At 71.7% G+C, this 16,740-nt stretch carries 15 protein-coding genes; 5 read left to right on the top strand and 10 right to left on the bottom strand.

Features of this window, described 5'->3' with window-relative positions; all coding sequences use genetic code 11:
- The 6 genes from rpmF to recG all read right to left on the bottom strand — a co-directional run bounded on the left by rpmF (window position 1) and on the right by recG (window position 5,464).
- Complete coding sequence (rpmF, locus tag H295_RS0128345; RefSeq protein ID WP_006139588.1) at window positions 1-174, bottom strand: 50S ribosomal protein L32; 174 nt, start codon at window positions 172-174, stop codon at window positions 1-3.
- 2 nt (window positions 175-176) lie between these two features.
- Window positions 177-827, bottom strand: a complete 651-nt coding sequence (locus H295_RS0128340; protein ID WP_020138734.1) for a YceD family protein — start codon at window positions 825-827, stop codon at window positions 177-179.
- A gap of 143 nt (window positions 828-970) precedes the next feature.
- Window positions 971-2,041 carry an ATP synthase F0 subunit B gene (locus H295_RS0128335; RefSeq protein ID WP_020138733.1) on the bottom strand — a complete coding sequence of 357 codons (1,071 nt, stop codon included), beginning with the start codon at window positions 2,039-2,041 and terminating at the stop codon, window positions 971-973.
- A 57-nt stretch (window positions 2,042-2,098) separates the two neighbouring features.
- Entirely contained in the window at window positions 2,099-2,578 is a 480-nt protein-coding gene (gene coaD / locus H295_RS0128330) for a pantetheine-phosphate adenylyltransferase (RefSeq protein ID WP_020138732.1), read from the bottom strand.
- A 26-nt stretch (window positions 2,579-2,604) separates the two neighbouring features.
- Window positions 2,605-3,207 carry a 16S rRNA (guanine(966)-N(2))-methyltransferase RsmD gene (gene rsmD / locus H295_RS0128325; protein WP_020138731.1) on the bottom strand — a complete coding sequence of 201 codons (603 nt, stop codon included), beginning with the start codon at window positions 3,205-3,207 and terminating at the stop codon, window positions 2,605-2,607.
- Between the two features lie 40 nt (window positions 3,208-3,247).
- Entirely contained in the window at window positions 3,248-5,464 is a 2,217-nt protein-coding gene (recG, locus tag H295_RS0128320; RefSeq protein ID WP_020138730.1) for an ATP-dependent DNA helicase RecG, read from the bottom strand.
- A gap of 168 nt (window positions 5,465-5,632) precedes the next feature.
- On the opposite strand from recG, the gene H295_RS0128315 reads away from it, so the two are divergent.
- Complete coding sequence (locus H295_RS0128315; RefSeq protein ID WP_028809829.1) at window positions 5,633-7,468, top strand: HSP90 family protein; 1,836 nt, start codon at window positions 5,633-5,635, stop codon at window positions 7,466-7,468.
- Window positions 7,468-10,491, top strand: a complete 3,024-nt coding sequence (locus H295_RS0128310) for a hypothetical protein (RefSeq protein ID WP_020138728.1) — start codon at window positions 7,468-7,470, stop codon at window positions 10,489-10,491. The genes H295_RS0128315 and H295_RS0128310 overlap by 1 nt, the downstream gene beginning before the upstream one ends.
- Before the next feature lie 31 nt (window positions 10,492-10,522).
- Here H295_RS0128310 and H295_RS0128305 read toward each other — a convergent pair whose 3' ends face one another.
- Window positions 10,523-12,247, bottom strand: coding sequence for a DAK2 domain-containing protein (locus tag H295_RS0128305; protein WP_020138727.1), 1,725 nt, complete (start codon window positions 12,245-12,247; stop codon window positions 10,523-10,525).
- Window positions 12,248-12,504: 257 nt separating this feature from the next.
- Between H295_RS0128305 and rpmB the strand changes: the two genes are divergently transcribed.
- Window positions 12,505-12,690: a 50S ribosomal protein L28 gene (rpmB, locus tag H295_RS0128300; protein WP_020138726.1), complete on the top strand. Its 186-nt coding sequence runs from the start codon at window positions 12,505-12,507 to the stop codon at window positions 12,688-12,690.
- An 86-nt stretch (window positions 12,691-12,776) separates the two neighbouring features.
- Here the strand turns inward: rpmB and thiD are convergent, their stop codons facing one another.
- Both thiD and H295_RS0128290 read right to left on the bottom strand, forming a co-directional pair.
- Window positions 12,777-13,577, bottom strand: coding sequence for a bifunctional hydroxymethylpyrimidine kinase/phosphomethylpyrimidine kinase (gene thiD / locus H295_RS0128295; protein ID WP_020138725.1), 801 nt, complete (start codon window positions 13,575-13,577; stop codon window positions 12,777-12,779).
- Window positions 13,574-14,542, bottom strand: coding sequence for a thiamine-phosphate kinase (locus H295_RS0128290; RefSeq protein ID WP_020138724.1), 969 nt, complete (start codon window positions 14,540-14,542; stop codon window positions 13,574-13,576). The genes thiD and H295_RS0128290 overlap by 4 nt, the downstream gene beginning before the upstream one ends.
- Before the next feature lie 206 nt (window positions 14,543-14,748).
- On the opposite strand from H295_RS0128290, the gene H295_RS0128285 reads away from it, so the two are divergent.
- Window positions 14,749-14,982 carry an Lrp/AsnC family transcriptional regulator gene (locus tag H295_RS0128285; protein WP_020138723.1) on the top strand — a complete coding sequence of 78 codons (234 nt, stop codon included), beginning with the start codon at window positions 14,749-14,751 and terminating at the stop codon, window positions 14,980-14,982.
- A 20-nt stretch (window positions 14,983-15,002) separates the two neighbouring features.
- The gene (locus tag H295_RS0128280; RefSeq protein WP_020138722.1) at window positions 15,003-15,485 is read left to right on the top strand and encodes a DUF3515 domain-containing protein; all 483 of its coding nucleotides are present in this window, start codon (window positions 15,003-15,005) and stop codon (window positions 15,483-15,485) included.
- A gap of 97 nt (window positions 15,486-15,582) precedes the next feature.
- Here H295_RS0128280 and H295_RS0128275 read toward each other — a convergent pair whose 3' ends face one another.
- Window positions 15,583-16,740 carry a D-alanine--D-alanine ligase family protein gene (locus tag H295_RS0128275; protein ID WP_028809827.1) on the bottom strand — a complete coding sequence of 386 codons (1,158 nt, stop codon included), beginning with the start codon at window positions 16,738-16,740 and terminating at the stop codon, window positions 15,583-15,585.

Raw genomic sequence — 16,740 nt, 5'->3', positions numbered from 1 at the left:
TCAGACCTCGAGGACCTGGCGCTTGTTGTAGGTGCCACAAGCGGGGCACGCGATGTGCTGCAGCTTGGGCTCGTGGCAGCGCTCGCACGCAACCAGGGTGGGGACCGCAGCCTTCCACTGCGACCGGCGGTGGCGCGTGTTGCTGCGCGACATCTTCCGCTTCGGAACAGCCACGGCTACTTCTCCTGCTTCTCGTCGACGCCCGCTTCCGCGTCAGCGCCGCTCATCTCGTCCTTCTCGCCGTCTTCGAGTGAACCGGCGAGTCCCTGCAATGCCGCCCAACGGATGTCGACGGCGTCATGGTGGTGGTCCGGGTCGTCCGTGAGCCGTGCTCCGCACTCGGAGCACAGACCCAGACAGTCGTCCTGGCACACCGGCTGCATCGGCAGTGCGAGCACCACCGCATCACGCAGCACGGGTTCGAGGTCGAACAGGCCGTCCTCGATGAAGAGCCTGTCCTCGTCTTCCTCGGCGTCGTCGGCCGGTTCCGCCTTTACGCGGCCACGGTCGTCGGCGTCAGGGTACGAGAACATCTCCTGGAAGTCCGCTTCGAGCGCAAGCTCCAGCGGCTCCAGACACCTTACGCACTCCCCCTTGGCCTGTGCACGGGCGGTGCCTGTGACAAGCACCCCTTCCATGACCGACTCCAGGCGGAGTTCGAGCTCGACCGGGGCGCCTTCCGGCACTCCGATCACTCCCTGGATCCCGAGATCCTTGGGGGCGTCGATCTCACGGGTCAGGCGCTGGAGCGCGCCAGGACGCCGCCCCAGCTCGTGTGTGTCGAACACGAGAGGGTTGCGGTGGTCGAGGCGCGCGTTGGGAGCCATTCCTGCTTTCGATCTTCGAGCTCAGAGGGACGCCGCCCTTCGGTGTTCCCGGGCAGCGTTGATCGCGGACGTACACGCGACCGAAGAGCCAGGATACTGGACCTTTCGCTCACGGCCCAATCCGGTGCTCTCCTACCGGTCCGTCACTGGCCGCGACCCTGCTCGTAGGCCCTCAGCTGCTCCGGCGTGATCATGCCGGTGTCGAAGAGGCTGGTCTCGTCCAGGGCGTAGGACTGGTGGGCCTGCTGAGCCTGGTGGGCCTGCTGGACCTGGTTCGGGTCGTAGGCCTGCTGCTGGTCGTACCCCTGGTAGCCGGCGGCGTACGGGTCGGCCTGCTGGTAGCCGTACGGGTCCTGCTGGGCGTACGGGTCGGGCTGCTGCTGGTAGCCCGCGTAGGCGTCGGTCTGCTGCTGGTAGCCGTACGCCGCCTGCTGGGCGTACTCCTGCTGCTCGGCGGCGGCGCCTGCCGCCTGGGCCGCCGCCTGGCTGTCCCGCTCGGCGAGGGCGGCGAGGTCGGCCAGGTAGTCGGCGTCGCTGGAGTGCTGGACCGTGGACAGGTCGTCGGCGAGGGCGCCGAGGTCGTCCGTGGCGATACGGCCGTGCAGTTTCTGCCGGCCCCGGCCGACCGCCTCCAGGGTCTTGGCCAGGACCGCCTCGAAGGCCCCGAGCTTGGCGTCGACGTAGGTGTCGGCGTCCTTGCGCAGGGTCTCGGGGTCGTGGCTGCGCTCGGGGGCGTCCTCGTCCTCGTAGCCGTTCTCGTCGAGGCCGGGACCCGTGCCGAGGAGCTTCTCGCGGCCGCGGCCCACCGAGCCGAGGGTCTTGGTGAGGACGACCTCGAAGTTGGCGAGCTTGGAGTCGACGTAGTCGTCGGCCTCGGCGCGGACCTCCTCGGCCTCCCGGCGGGCCTCGTCCAGGATCCGGTCGGCCTCGGCCTGCGAGCGGCGGGCCACCTCGGTGTCGGAGATCAGCGAGCCGCGCTCCTGATGTGCCTGCCCGATGATCCGCTCGGCCTCCTGGCGGGCCTGCTCGACCAGCTGCTCGCGGTCGCCGATCAGCTCCTGGGCCTGCGCGAGGGAACCCGGCAGGGCCTGGCGCAGCTCCTCCAGCAGCGCGAGCAGTTCGGCGCGGTTGACCATCACCGAGGCCGACATGGGCATCGACCGGGCGCCGGAGACCGTGGTCACGATCTCGTCGAGCTTCTTCTGCACGTCCACCTGGGCTCGCCACTCTCTACAGCTGTGTTGGAGACGGACGGGACGACTGTAGCCCCATCAGCCTTTGCGGAGGCGCTCGTTCAGCGCTTCCAGGACCCTCGGGGGTACCAGGTGGGAGACGTCTCCGCCCCAGGTCGCGACCTCCTTGACGAGCGAGGAGGACAGGAAGCTGTAGGTGGGGTTGGTCGGCACGAAGAGGGTCTCGACACCGCTGAGGCCGTTGTTCATCTGGGCCATCTGGAGTTCGTAGTCGAAGTCGCTGACCGCGCGCAGGCCCTTGACGATGGCCGGGATGTCGCGCTCCTTGCAGTAGTCGACGAGGAGGCCGTGGAACGCCTCGACGATCACGTTGCCGTACTCGGCGGTGACCTCGCGGATCAGGTCGATCCGCTCGTCGATCTCGAAGAGGCCCTTCTTGGACTTGTTGATCATCACCGCGACATAGACCTCGTCGTACAGCCTGGAGGCGCGGGAGATGATGTCGAGATGTCCGTTGGTGATCGGGTCGAACGACCCGGGACAGACGGCGCGGCGCACTTGAGATCCCTCGCTCTCCGGTCCGGTCATCGTGCGTCTTCGCACGTAGAGGCGTTGTCGCCCATGGCGGCGCGACCGTACCAAAACGTTCCCTCGCCGTAGCGACGGGCCTTGACCGCCTCGAAACCGGGCGGCCAGGCGAATTCGCCTCCTCTGGTACTGCGCTCCACGGTGACCAGGGCCTGAGGCGCTAGCCAGTGTTCCGCCCGGAGTGTGAGGAGAATCTCCCGAAGATCGTGATCCGTGACGCGGTAGGGCGGATCGAGGAAGACGATGTCGTACGGCTGCGCCGGCGCCGGTTGCTGGATGATCTGTTCCGCTTTGCCCGCGCGCACCTCGGCACCGGGCAGACCGAGGCTTTTGACGTTCTCCCGGATCGTGCGGGCGGCGCGCGCGTCGGCCTCGACCAGGAGGGTGTGGCTCGCGCCGCGGGAGAGGGCCTCCAGACCCACCGCGCCCGAGCCCGCGTACAGGTCGAGGACCCGCTCGCCGTCCAGGGGGCCGCCCAGGAGGGACTGCCAGGTGGAGAGGAGCCCTTCTCTGGCGCGGTCGGAGGTGGGGCGGGTGCCGTTGCCCGGCGGGACTGCGAGTCGGCGTCCGCCGGCCCGGCCGGCGATCACGCGGGTCATCTTCGGTCCTTGTTCGGGGAGTGGTTACGGGGTCAGTTTCTCAGCCCTTCTCCAGGTACTGCTCCCTCTCCTCGTCCAACAGCGCGTCCAGGGCCGTGCGCAGGCCGGGCAGGCCCTTCAGCTCCGGGTCGGCCTCCACGACCGCCGTCGCCTCCTCCCTCGCCTCCGCGATGATCTCCTCGTCCTCGATCACGGCGAGGACGCGCAGGGAGGTCCGGGCGCCGGACTGGGCCTGGCCCAGGACGTCGCCCTCCCTGCGCTGTTCCAGGTCGATGCGGGAGAGTTCGAAGCCGTCCAGGGTGGACGCGACCGCGTTCAGGCGCTGGCGGGCGGGGCTCGCCTCCGGCATCTCCGTGACCAGCAGGCACAGGCCCGCCGCGGAGCCGCGGCCGACCCGGCCGCGCAGCTGGTGGAGCTGGGAGACGCCGAAGCGGTCGGCGTCCATGATGACCATGGCGGTGGCGTTCGGGACGTTGACGCCGACCTCGATGACCGTGGTGGCGACCAGGACGTGGGTCTCCCCGGCGGCGAAGCGGCGCATGACCGCGTCCTTGTCGTCGGGGTGCATCCGGCCGTGCAGGACCTCGACCCTGAGCCCGCTGAGCGGGCCCTTGGTCAGCTGGTCCGCCACCTCCAGGACCGCGAGCGGCGGGCGCTTCTCCGCCTCGTCCTCGGGGGACTTCTTCCGGCCGGACTTCTTCGGGTCGTCCTCCTCGTCGCCGATGCGGGGGCAGACGACGTAGGCCTGGTGGCCGTTCTCCACCTCCTCGCGGACCCGCTCCCAGGCGCGGCTGAGGAAATGGGGCTTGTCGGCGGCGGGGACGACATGGCTGGCGATCGGGGAACGGCCGGCCGGGAGCTGGTCCAGGACGGAGGTCTCCAGGTCGCCGAAGACCGTCATCGCGACGGTGCGCGGAATGGGGGTGGCCGTCATGACGAGGAGATGGGGCGGTTGCTTGCCCTTGCCGCGCAGGGCGTCCCGCTGTTCGACCCCGAAGCGGTGCTGCTCGTCGACCACGACCAGGCCCAGGTCCTCGAACTGCACCTTGTCCTCGATCAGCGCGTGCGTGCCGATCACGATGCCCGCCTCGCCGGTGACCAGGTCCAGCATCGCCTGCCGGCGCGCGGCCGTCCCCATCGAACCGGTGAGCAGCACGACCTTGGTGGCATGCTCGGCCCCGCCCAGCATGCCGCCCTCGGCCAGTTCCCCCATCATCTCGACGATCGAACGGTGATGCTGCTGGGCGAGCACCTCGGTGGGCGCGAGCATGGCGGCCTGCCCACCCGCGTCGACGACGGCGAGCATGGCGCGGAGGGCCACCATTGTCTTTCCGGATCCGACCTCGCCCTGGAGCAGGCGGTGCATCGGATGGTCAGTTGCCAGGTCGTCGAAGATCTCCTTGGAGACCTTCTGCTGGCCTTCGGTGAGGGTGAAGGGGAGGCGGTCGTCGAAGGCGGCGAGGAGGCCGTCGGGGGCCGGTTTCCGCGGGACCGCGGGGAGTTGGGCGTCCGCGTGGCGGCGGCGGGCCAGGGCCACCTGGAGGACGAAGGCCTCGTCCCACTTGAGGCGGGCCTGGGCGTCGGCGATGTCGGCCTTGGTGTGCGGGCGGTGGATCTTGAGGAGGGCTTCGGGCAGGGTGACCAGGCCCCGGCCCTCGCGCAGGGACGCCGGGAGGGGGTCGAGCGCCTCCTGCGCACTCGGCAGGACCGTCTGGATCGCCTTGCCGATCTTCCAGGACTCCAGCTTGGCGGTGGCGGGGTAGATGGGGATCAGGGCGCCCGCCCAGGTCTCCACCGACTCCGCCGCCTCGTCGTCGGCGCCGCGCAGCAACTCGTAGGCGGGATGCGCCAGTTGGAGGCGGCGGTTGAAGAGGGAGACCTTGCCGGCGAACATCGCGCGGGTGCCCGGCAGGAGTTCCTTGTGGGGCTTGTGGACACCGCTGCCGAAGAAGACCAGTTGGAGGCGGCCGCTGCCGTCCGTGATGGTGACCTCGAGACGCTGGCCCTTGCCGCGCGGTGCCTTGGCGGAGGCGAAGCTGTGCAGCCGGGCGTCGGCGACCTGGGCGACCACGGTGACGTGCTCGTCGAGGGGGAGGTCGGCGAGGTGGGTCAGCTGCCCCCGCTCCTCGTACCGGCGCGGGTAGTGGTGCAGGAGGTCGCCCACGGAGTGCAGGCCGAGATGCTCGGCCATCACCTTCGCGGTGGCGGGGCCGAGCACCTTCTTCAACGGTTCTTCCAGTGCGGGCACGAGATCCATTGCACACCACGCCACTGACATTCCCGTATACGTCCTGGGAAACCCCTGGTCAGACGGCTGGTTGGGGATTTAGGATGACGCGCTCCGGCCATCCCCCGCGGTCACCGCCCCACCCGGGACCGCCCGACCCCGCGCCGCGCGAACGTTCCCCCCACCGGCGCTGCGACGATGGATTCCCAGACCTCACAGTCATCACAGACACCCCAGGTACCTCAGCAACCTCATACGTTCCAGGTCGACCTGCGCGGTCTGGTGGACCTCCTCTCCCATCACCTGTACTCCAGCCCCAAGGTCTACCTGCGCGAGCTGCTCCAGAACGCGGTGGACGCCATCACGGCCCGGCGGGCCGAGGAGCCGGACGCCCCGGCCAGAGTGCGGCTGTACGCCGAGGAGGGCGCCCTGCGGGTCGAGGACTCCGGGGTCGGGCTCACCGAGGCGGACGTGCACAACCTGCTGGCCACCATCGGGCGCAGTTCCAAGCGGGCCGAGGGGCTCCAGGAGGCGCGCTCCGACTTCCTCGGGCAGTTCGGCATCGGGTTGCTGGCCTGTTTCGTGGTCGCCGAGCGGATCCGGGTGGTCAGCCGCAGCGCCCGGACGCCGGACGCCCCGCCCGTGGAGTGGACGGCGAGCGACGACGGTTCGTACCGGGTGCGGACGCTGCCCGCCGAGGCCCGTCCGGAGCCGGGGACGACCGTGTACCTGGTCGCGCGCGCGGGCACCGGTGAGTGGCTCGCTCCCGACCGCGTGCTCCAGCTGGCGCGGGACTTCGGCTCCCTGCTGCCGTACGACGTCCGGGTCGGCCAGGAGGCGGTCACCGATCTGCCCGCCCCCTGGGACCGTCCCTACCCCTCCCCGGCCAACCGCAGGGTGGCCCTGGCCCGGCACTGCCACGACCTGTTCGGCTTCACCCCGCTGGACTCGATCGAGCTGAACGTGCCGCTGGCGGGGGTCAGGGGCGTCGCGTACGTCCTGCCGTCCGCCGTCAGCCCCGCCCAGCGGGCGACCCATCGCGTGCACCTCAAGGGCATGCTGCTGACCGAGCGGGCCGAACAGCTGCTGCCCGACTGGGCGTTCTTCGTGCGCTGCGTCCTGGACACCGACAGCCTGCGGCCCACGGCCTCGCGCGAGTCGCTGTACGAGGACGAGACGCTGGCCGCCGTACGGGAGGCGCTCGGGGAGCGGATCCGGTCCTGGCTGACGGGGCTGGCCGCCGGGGACCCGGAACGGCTCGCGGCCTTCCTGTCCGTGCACCACCTGGGCGTGAAGTCGCTCGCGCGGCACGACCGGGAGATGCTGCGCACCATGCTGCCCTGGCTGCCGTTCGAGACGACCGACGGGCGGCTGTCCCTGGAGGAGTTCGCCCAGCGGCACCCGGTGGTGCACTTCACACGGACCGTCGAGGAGTACCGGCAGGTCGCGCCGATCGCCTCCGCCCAGGGCATCGGGGTCGTCAACGGCGGTTACACGTACGACAGCGACCTGGTCGAGGCGTTGCCCTCGGTGCGGCCCGGGACGGTCGTCACCGAGCTGGACGCGGACACCGTCACGGCCCACATGGACCTGGTCGATCCGGCGGAGGAGCTGGCACTGTCCGGGTTCCTGGCGGCCGCGCGGGCCAAGCTCGATCCGCTGGGCTGTGACGTGGTCCTGCGCGCCTTCCGGCCGCTGTCCGTGCCCGCGCTGCACCTGGACGACCGGGACGCCCGGCACGAGCAGGCGCGGGCGGACGCCGAGGAGCAGGCCGACGACCTGTGGGCGGGCATCCTCGGCTCACTGCGCGGGAGCGCCCCCCGCGCGCGTCTCGTGCTGAACCATCTGAGCCCTCTGGTACGGCGGATCGGTGCGCTCGGCGATCCGGAACTGATCGGCACCGCCACCGAGTCCCTGTACGGGCAGGCGCTGCTGATGGCCCAGCGCCCGCTCAGGCCCGCGGACTCGGCGTTGCTGAACCGGGCCTTCATCGGCCTCCTGGAGTGGGCCACGAACGGCGAGGAGGGCCGCTGATGAGCGGTTTGGACGGGGAGACGGCGTTCGATGCACTGCGCCGCGCGATGGCGGAGAACTCCGAGGAACCGGAGGGTCCCGCCCGCAACGCGCGCGCGGAGCAGCTGCTCGCCGAGGCGGAGAAGCTGAACATCCCGCTCGCGGTGATCGAGGCGCTCGGACACCAGCTGAAGGTCTACAACTACAGCTCCGAGAAGGCCAAGATGTTCGTCCCCTTCGCGCGGCTGCTGCGCATGTGGGACGAGCGCCCCGAGGACTTCGACGAGTACGAGACGCACACGCTGCACTGGGTCTTCAAGTGGATGACGGCCGGGATGCTCGACCAGCCGCACATCCCGCTGGCCGCGATGGAGAAGTGGCTCGGCGAGATGGAGCACCGCTACCGGCTGGCGGGACATTCCGAACGGGCCGTGCGCAGCGCCGAGTACAGCGTGGCCGCGCATGTCGGGGACCGGGCGCGGGCCGAGCGCGCGTACGCCGCGTGGCTGGCCGCGGACCGGGACGCCATGGCCGACTGCCACGCCTGCGAGCTGCACGAGCAGGGCTGGTGGCAGGTGCGGCAGGGCCGGGACGCGGAGGCGCTCGACCTGTGGGCGCCGGTCCTGGAGGGCGAGTTCACGTGCGCCCACGAGCCGCACGCGGCCCTCGCCTCCTCGCTGGCGCCGCTGCTGCGGCTGGGGCGTCTGGAGGAGGCGCGCGCCAACCATCTGCGGGGCTTCCGGCTCGTGCGGTCCATGGAGAGCATGCGCGGCGCCTACGCGGACCATGTCGAGTTCTGCGCGCTCAGCGGCAACGAGGCGCGGGGCCTGGAGCTGCTCGCGGAGCGTCCCGCGTACTTCACGGACGACGGTCATCCGCGCAGCAGGCTGGACTTCATGGCCGTGGTGACACTGCTCATGGACCGTCTCGTCGAGCTCGGTCCGGCCGACCGGCCGGTGCCGGGGCCTTCGGGCCGGTCCTGGACCGCGGCCGAACTCGCCGCCCACGCGCGCGAGGAGGCCCTCGCGCTGGCCGCCCGCTTCGACGAACGCAACGGCACGGCCCATGTCAGCGAGCGGGCACGCACGCGGATGGCGCAGCGGCCGCTGGTGGACCGGCTGCCGCTCGGGGTGCGGGCGGCCCGGACGGTCGCCGCTCCCCCGCCGGCTCCCCCGGCCCCCGTGCTCGCGCAGGAGCCCGATCTGCCCGCGCTGATCGCCGAGGCCCGACGGTTGTCGGACGCCCTCCAACCGAACGCCGTGGAGGCGTGGGCGGCGGTCGCACGGGCCGCGCAGGACGTCGAACTGGACCCGCGCGACCGTGCCGAGACAGTCGATCACGAGGCCATGGACCGCGGCCCCGAGGGCGCCGCACTCTTCGAGCAGGCCGCCGAGCTGTACGCGCAGGCGGGCGACCCCGGCGAGGCACTGGCCGCACACGCGCGTGCGGCGTACGTCCGGGCCCTGGCCGGAGAGGTCGACGAGGCGCTCACGGCGGTCGCCGAGCCGTACGACGATGTCCTCGCGCTCTACGCGGCGGACGGCACCGGCGTACGGCAGACCGCGTCGGTGGTGATGTCCCGGGCCCGGATCCTGATGCGGCGGGTGCAGGAGGCCGGGGAGGGCGCCGAGGAGACGGAGGGCGCGGAGGGCGACGTCCTCTCCGAGGCGGAGCGGGCCGTGCGGGAGGTGCTTGCCCTCGTGGAGGGGCGCACCGAGGACGACGTACGGCTCGCCGCGCGGGTCGCCGAGGCCCGGGCGATGCTGGCGGAGCTGGCCGCGCGGACCGGGGACGTGGAGTCGGCGGCGGACCTGTTCGCACGGGCCGCGGCGGGCTTCGTGGAGGCGGGGCTGCCGTGGTTCGCGGTGGAGTACGAGGCCCGTCTGGCCGGACTCCTGCACCACCTGGGCGACCTGGCCGGGACCGAGCGGACGCTGCGGGCGGCCCTGGAGCACGGCGGGCCGCATCTGGAGCCGGTCGGACGGGCCCAGCTGCGTCTCCAGCTCGCCGAGGTCGTCGGGGGCCGGGGACTCGCCGAGGAGGCCGCCGAGCACGCCCTGGAGGCGGCGCACTGGGCCGACGAGGCCGGTGAGGGCCGGACGCTCGGTGCCTGGGCCCGGCACCAGCTGGGTGGCTACCTGGTGCGGCTGGGGCGGTGGGCCGAGGCCGCTGAGGTCCTGGAGTCGGCGCTGTCCGACCTGCGCCCCGAGACGCACGGCGACGGGGTGGTCGTCCAGACGCAGTGGTGGCTCGGTGACTGTCTCAGCGAGCTGGGCGAGCACCGGGAGGCGGCCGAACGGCGTCTTCAGGCGGCGGAGACCGCCCGGCACTGGCCGGAGCAGCACGACCACGCGACGCTCGCCCACCTCGCCGCGGAGTCCCTCGGGGCCGCGGGGCTGCCGGCCGAGGCGGATCGGGCGTACGCCCGCGCGGGTGGCCTGTGGCGTGAGATCGGCAATGTGCACGGTCTGATCCGCTCTCTGCGGGCCCGGGCGTGGCTTGCGCTGCGGGCCGAGGACGGGGCGGACGCGGCGCGGGAGTTGATGGCGCAGGCGGTCCGGGAGTGCGAGGCCGCGCTGGGCGACGCGGGGACCGACGAGGAGGTCCGGGCCCGGCTCATCGGCGAACTCGGGCACACCCACCGGCAGTTCGGAGACCTGCTGGCCCGTTCGGTGTCCGAGGACGCCGAGGACGACTCGATCCGGGCGGTGCTGGAGGAAGCGCTGACTCAGGTGGCCGAGTCCATCGTGCTGTTCGCCTCGCTCGGCGAGGACGCCCTGGACGCCCGGACCGGCGCCGAGCTCGCGGCCGGCTGGCTGGCGGCCGACCTGAGCCGCCCGGCGGAGGCGGCGGCACGCGCGCGTGCGGTGCTGGCCGCTTATGGCTCAGATGGCTCCGACAGCTCCGATGGCTCCATCTCCGGCGACGAGACGACGGAACGGGATCGTCGCGACGTCAACGACGAAACGGCACAGGCCCGTCGCGCCGAGGCCGCCCAGATGCTCGCGCTCATGGAGGAGCAGATGGAGGAGCAGCAGGACTGACCCGGGCGCCCCCGGATCCCCGGCGCCCGGTCTACTCGACCCCGATGAGCAGTACGGCCCCCTGCCGCCCTCCGCGGTACACCACCGTGTCCACGGCGAGGTACGCCTCCCGCACCCGCGTCTCCAGGTGGTCGGCGACGGTCTCGGGGGCCTCGTCGCCGAGGACGAGGGTGACCAGTTCGCCGCCGGCCGAGAGCATGCGGTCGAGGACGCTCTCGGCGGTGGCGGTGACGTCCGAGCCGATCACGGCCACGTCCCCGTCGATGAGACCGAGGACGTCACCGGCCTGGCAGATGCCGGCCATGGTCCAGGACTGGCGTTCCGCGACGACGACCTCGGCGTGACGGGTCGCGCCGGCCGCCGAGGTCATCTGGACGACGTCCTCGTCGAACCGCCGCTCCGGCTCGTGCACGGCGAGCGCCGCGATGCCCTGGACCGCGGAGCGGGTCGGGATCAGCGCGACCCTGATGCCCTCCGCGCGGGCCTGCTCGGCCGCCGCGGCGGCGGTGTGGCGCAGGTCGGCGTCGTTGGGCAGCAGTACGACCTCGCGCGCGTGGGCGCGTCGTACGGCCTGGACGAGCTCGCCGCTCGCGGGCGGCTCCCCGGGCCGGGCGAGCACCGTGGTAGCGCCGGCCTCGGCGTAGAGCCCGGCCAGGCCCTCGCCGGGCACGACGGCCACGACGGCCCGCTGGGCGCGCTCGCGGGGCGGCCGTTCGGCACCGGTGGTGTGGACGTCGCCGACGCCGAAGTGGGTGATCCGTATCCGGTACGGCCGGCCGGCCTCGACGCCCGCCTCCACGGCGGCGCCCGCGTCGTCGACGTGCACATGGACGTTCCACAGTCCGTCGCCGCCGACCACCACGAGGGACTCGCCGAGTCCGTCGAGCCGCTCCCGCAGCCGTGCCACGGCGGTGTCGTCGGCCTCCAGGAGGTAGATCACCTCGAAGGCGGGACCTCCGGTGTCCGGGCCGTCGGCGCACTCGTCCAGGGGGGTCGCGGGGGCGTCGGACACCTCCGCGACGATCTCAGGGGACGTGACGGCCGTACCGCCCGCCCCGCGCGCGTGCTCCGGATGGGCCGTCACCGGGACGGCTCTCGGCGTCTCCCCGGTGAACGTCTCCACCAGGGCCGCCAGTACCGCCACCAGCCCGCGCCCCCCGGCGTCCACCACTCCCGCCCGCTCCAGGACGGCCAGCCGGCCGGGGGTCTCGGCGAGGGCGGCGCGGGCCCCGTCGTAGGCGGCCCGTGCGACCGTCCCGCAGTCGCCGTCCGTCGCCTCGGCCGCGTCGGCGGCGGCCGAGGCGACGGTGAGGACCGTGCCCTCGACGGGGTGGGCGACGGCCTGGCGGGCGGAGTCGGCGGCCTGCCGCAGGGCGAGCCGCAGTCCCTCGCCGTCCGTGTGAGGCGTCTCACTGTCGGCGGCCAGCACCTGGGCCATGCCGCGCAGCAACTGGGCGAGGATCGTGCCGGAGTTGCCGCGGGCGCCTATGAGGGCGCCGTGCGCCATCGCGCGCGCGGCGTCGGCGAGTGCGGGTTTCCCCAGGTCATGGGCGTTGTGGGCCTCGAAGACGGCCTCCACGGCCGCGGCCGCGGACTCCGCCGTGAGATACAGGTTGGTGCCGGTGTCCCCGTCGGCGACGGGATAGACGTTGATCGCGTCGATCTCCTCGCGCGCCCGACCCAGCGCCCGCAGCGCGAGACCGCACCAGGTGCGCACCGCGAGAGCATCGAAGAATGTCTGCGGCACCTGCGCCACCTGCGCCTCCTCGGGCTGCTGGACTGGACGCAGCGTAGACCCCGGGCGGGCGTCCGCCGGAAGAGGGCCGGGAGCGAGTGCCTGATCAGCCATGGTAGTTTCGTTCTACTGGCGCAGTCGTTGTATGCTGCTCCGGTTGCCCGATCCCGATCGGGCCATTCCCCTGGCAGCGCCACTCAGATCTTTGATCCTGCGATCTCGATCCCGGCCCGCCCGGGATCCCACCGTAAGTGCATCTGAAGTCTTTGGAGTGACCCGTGGCTGCCAACTGCGACGTCTGTGGCAAGGGGCCGGGCTTCGGCAACAGCGTGTCCTTCTCGCACCGCCGTACGTCCCGTCGCTGGAACCCGAACATCCAGCACGTCCGTACCGTGATCGGCGGGACGCCTAAGCGCCTGAACGTCTGCACCTCGTGCATCAAGGCCGGCAAGGTCTCGCGCTGACGCACCGCTGAAGCGCGCGGCCACTGCTGGTTCGCTGCAGAGCCGGTCCACCGGAAGGTGGGCCGGCTTTTTGCTGTGTTCATGTACTACGCGTCGGCGTCCTGACGGAACCGCCATCCATGATCCACCGGTCCGATCCCGCCGCCCAGCGCGAAGCCGGACGCGATCGCGCCGGTGACGTAGTCCTTCGCGTCCGCCACCGCCTCCGGCACGGACCGGCCCTTGGCGAGCTGGGAGGCGATCGCGGAGGCGAGCGTGCACCCCGTGCCGTGCGTATGGCGGTTGTCGTGGCGGGGCGCGCGCAGCCAGTGCTCCTCGGAGCCGTCGGTGAGCAGGTCGACGGCGTCCCCGCTCAGATGGCCGCCCTTGATGAGCACCCAGGCCGGCCCGAACGACAGGACGGCGTCGGCGGCCTCTCTCATGCTGGCCTCCGACTCGACGCGGACGCCGGTGAGTTGGGCCACCTCGTCAAGGTTCGGAGTGGCGACCGTGGCCACCGGGAGCAGCTTGCGCCGCATGGACTCCAGGGCCGTGGAAGCCAGCAGGGAGTCCCCGTGCTTGGAGACGCCGACCGGGTCGACCACACTCGGGACACCCGTCGAGCCGAGCAACTCGGCGACGGTCTCGACGAGTTCGGCCGAGGCGAGCATCCCGGTCTTGACGGCCTGGACGCCGATGTCGTCCACGACACTGCGGTACTGCGCCCGCACCGCCTCCACCGGCAGCTGCCAAGCGCCCTGCACGCCAAGGGAGTTCTGCGCGGTGACCGCGGTGATCACGCTCATGCCGTGCACGCCCAGCGCGAGCATCGTCTTCAGGTCGGCCTGGATGCCGGCCCCGCCGCCGGAGTCGGAGCCCGCCACCGTGAGCACGAGCGGCGGCCTCACGACTCGATGTCCTCGCCGAAGTGGTCCCAGCCGCCCTTGCTCGTCCAGGGCGCCCCGTCCACCGTCACCTGGGGCAGCGCCGAGGGGTTGAGGACCTCTCCGATCACCTTCCAGCGGGCCGGCAGCTTCACGTCCGGGTGGAAGGTCGCCACGATCGCGTGGTCCTCTCCCCCGGTCAGCACCCACTGGATGGGGTCGACCCCCACGGCCTGCCCGATGTCGTTCATCTGCGAGGGGATGTCGATCGCGCCGGAGCGCACGTCGATGCGGACCTTGCTGGCCTCGGCGATGTGTCCGAGGTCGGCGATCAGTCCGTCGCTCACGTCGCACATCGCGGTCGCACCGAGCGCCGCGGCGGCCGGACCCGCGTGGTACGGCGGCTCGGGGCGCCGGTGCGCCTCCACGAACGCGCGGGGCGAGCGGAAGCCCCGGGCGAGCACCGCGTACCCGGCCGCGGACCAGCCCAGCCAGCCGGTCACCGCGACGAGGTCGCCGGGCTGGGCGCCGGCCCGGGTGACGGGCTCCTGGCCCCGCAGATCGCCGAGGGCGGTGATGGAGACCATGATCGTGTCCCCTCGTACGACGTCCCCGCCGACCACCGAGGCGCCGGCGACCTGGCACTCGTCGCGCAGGCCGTCCATGAGCTCGGAGGGCCAGGTCACGGGGAGTTCGGCGGGCACGACCAGGCCGAGCAGCAGGGCGGTCGGCACCGCGCCCATGGCGGCGATGTCCGCGAGGTTCTGCGCGGCGGCCTTGCGGCCCACGTCGTAGGCCGTGGACCAGTCACGGCGGAAGTGCCGGCCCTCCAGAAGGATGTCGGTGCTCGCGACGACCCTGCGGTCGGGTGCGGCGACCACCGCGGCGTCGTCGCCGGGGCCCACCCGGACCGCCGGGGTGGTGGTGAGACGGGAGGTGAGCTCCCTGATGAGCCCGAACTCCCCGAGCTCACCAACAGTGCCCTTCATGGCCCTTACGCCCCTTCTGTGCCGTGCCGTGCCCGGTCGCGCGTCATCAGTGTCCTCGATACGGTCGAGGGGACCGTGAACTTCTGTCGTGTCCGCACCCCGGCGCGGGCGTCCACGCCCCCGCGGGTCTCCCCGTGGTGAGCGACGACGCGATACCGTGGCGTTCCTTTTCCCCACATGATCCTCGTGGCCGCCCTGGAGGTTCCGTGGTACAGGCGTACATCCTGATCCAGACGGAGGTCGGCAAGGCGTCGACCGTCGCCGAGACGATCAGCAAGATTCCTGGAATCATCCAGGCCGAGGACGTGACAGGACCGTATGACGTGATCGTCCGCGCGCAAGCCGACACCGTAGACGACCTGGGCCGGATGGTGGTCGCCAAGGTCCAGCAGGTGGACGGCATCACTCGCACCCTGACCTGCCCGGTGGTCCATCTGTAGCCCCCGTCTACCCTTGGCCGGTGATTTATTTCCGTCGCCGGCTCATCGGCCTGCCCGCGCTCCTCACCCTGATCACCCTTGCGGGCTGCTCCTCAGCAGACGACGGCGCCCGGGCCGCGGTTCCCAGCCCGGGCACGGAAGTCACCGGGCTGTGCGAGAACCTCGACAAGGCGCTGCCGTCCAAGGTCGACGGTCAGGATCGCCGGGACCCCGAGCCGGCATCCGCGCTGACCGCGGGCTGGGGTGACCCGGCGATCATACTGCGGTGCGGTGTACAGCGGCCCTCGAAGATGGACGATCCGGAGGCCGACGGGGTGGAGGTCAACGGGGTGGGGTGGCTGCTGGAGAAGCAGGACGACGGTTCCTTCCGCTTCACCACGACCCTGCGGAAGGCGTACGTCGAGGTGACGATCCCCGCGAAGCGCACCGGGAACGGCATGGCACCGCTGGTGGATCTGGCACCGGCCGTGAAGAAGGCGATCCCCGCGGGGATCGCCGACTAGGCCGGGCTGACGCGGGGTCCGGACCGGCCGGCACAGAACCAGATTCAGATCCTGACCCGGCCCCGGACCCGGCCCCGGAGCAGCCGACCGTGCCCCGCTACCGCAGCCCCGTAGACCTCCGCAGCGCCGCCTCGATCAGCCTGCTCACCAGCTCCGGGTAGCTGATCCCGCTCTTCTCCCACATCTGCGGGTACATCGAGATCGGTGTGAAGCCGGGCAGGGTGTTGATCTCGTTGATGACGAACTCGCCGTCCTCGGTGAGGAAGAAGTCCGCGCGGACCAGCCCCTCGCAGGAGGCCGCGTCGAAGGCGTCGACCGCGAGCCGCTGGACCTCGGCGGTCTCCTCGGGCGTGAGCGGCGCCGGCACGATCCCCGGGGTCGAGTCGATGTACTTCGCCTCGAAGTCGTAGTACGCGTGCTCCTGCGGCGGCGGGATCTCGGCCGGGACGGACGCGCGCGGGCCGTCCTCGAACTCCAGGACACCGCACTCGATCTCGCGCCCCCGCAGCGCCGCCTCGACGAGAATCTTCGGGTCGTGGCTCTGCGCCTCGGCGATCGCCTCGTCCAGGCCGGAGAGGTCGTCGACCTTGGTGATGCCGATCGATGAACCCGCGCGCGCGGGCTTCACGAACAGCGGCCAGCCGTGCTCGCCCGCGAAGTCGACGATCTTCTTGCGGGCGGCGGACTCGTCCCGCTCCCACTCCCGCGGCCGGATCACCACGTACGGGCCGACCTTGAGCCCGAAGGAGGTGAACACCCGCTTCATGTACTCCTTGTCCTGGCCGACGGCCGAGGCGAGCACGCCCGAGCCGACGTACGGGACTCCGGACAGCTCCAGAAGGCCCTGGAGGGTGCCGTCCTCGCCGTAGGGGCCGTGCAGGACGGGGAAGACGACGTCGACCTCACCGAGCGCCTTGGGCACCGATCCGGGCTCGCTGTAGACGACTTCGCGGTTCGCGGGGTCCACGGGGAGCACCACACCGCCCTCGTGCGACTCGGCGAGTTCCGCGACGTTCGGCGTACGGCGTTCGGTGATCGCCATGCGTTCCGGTTCGTCGGCGGTGAGCGCCCAGCGGCCGTCCTGGGTGATGCCGATCGGCAGGACGTCGTACTTCGTCCGGTCGATGGCCTTGAGGACGGCGCCGGCGGTGACCACGGAGATCCCGTGTTCGGAGCTGCGCCCGCCGAACACGACGGCCACGCGCGGCTTGCGAGGCGGCTGCTCAGGGCTCTGGGGGAGGTTCTCGGTGCTCAT

This window comes from Streptomyces sp. 351MFTsu5.1, from assembly GCF_000383655.1.
GTDB classification, from domain to species: domain Bacteria; phylum Actinomycetota; class Actinomycetes; order Streptomycetales; family Streptomycetaceae; genus Streptomyces; species Streptomyces griseorubiginosus.
The sequence above is the reverse complement of the archived record's forward strand: the minus strand, read 5'-3'. Positions and strand labels throughout refer to the sequence as shown.

Bases quoted from the DNA above. Each gene is read 5' to 3' on its own strand.
- H295_RS0128340 (WP_020138734.1), bottom strand. From the start codon at position 827: ATGGCTCCCAACGCGCGCCTCGACCACCGCAACCCTCTCGTGTTCGAC.
- H295_RS0128310 (WP_020138728.1), top strand. From the start codon at position 7,468: ATGAGCGGTTTGGACGGGGAGACGGCGTTCGATGCACTGCGCCGCGCG.
- rsmD (WP_020138731.1), bottom strand. From the start codon at position 3,207: ATGACCCGCGTGATCGCCGGCCGGGCCGGCGGACGCCGACTCGCAGTC.
- recG (WP_020138730.1), bottom strand. From the start codon at position 5,464: ATGGATCTCGTGCCCGCACTGGAAGAACCGTTGAAGAAGGTGCTCGGC.
- H295_RS0128290 (WP_020138724.1), bottom strand. From the start codon at position 14,542: ATGAAGGGCACTGTTGGTGAGCTCGGGGAGTTCGGGCTCATCAGGGAG.
- H295_RS0128315 (WP_028809829.1), top strand. From the start codon at position 5,633: ATGGATTCCCAGACCTCACAGTCATCACAGACACCCCAGGTACCTCAG.
- H295_RS0128275 (WP_028809827.1), bottom strand. From the start codon at position 16,740: ATGAGCACCGAGAACCTCCCCCAGAGCCCTGAGCAGCCGCCTCGCAAG.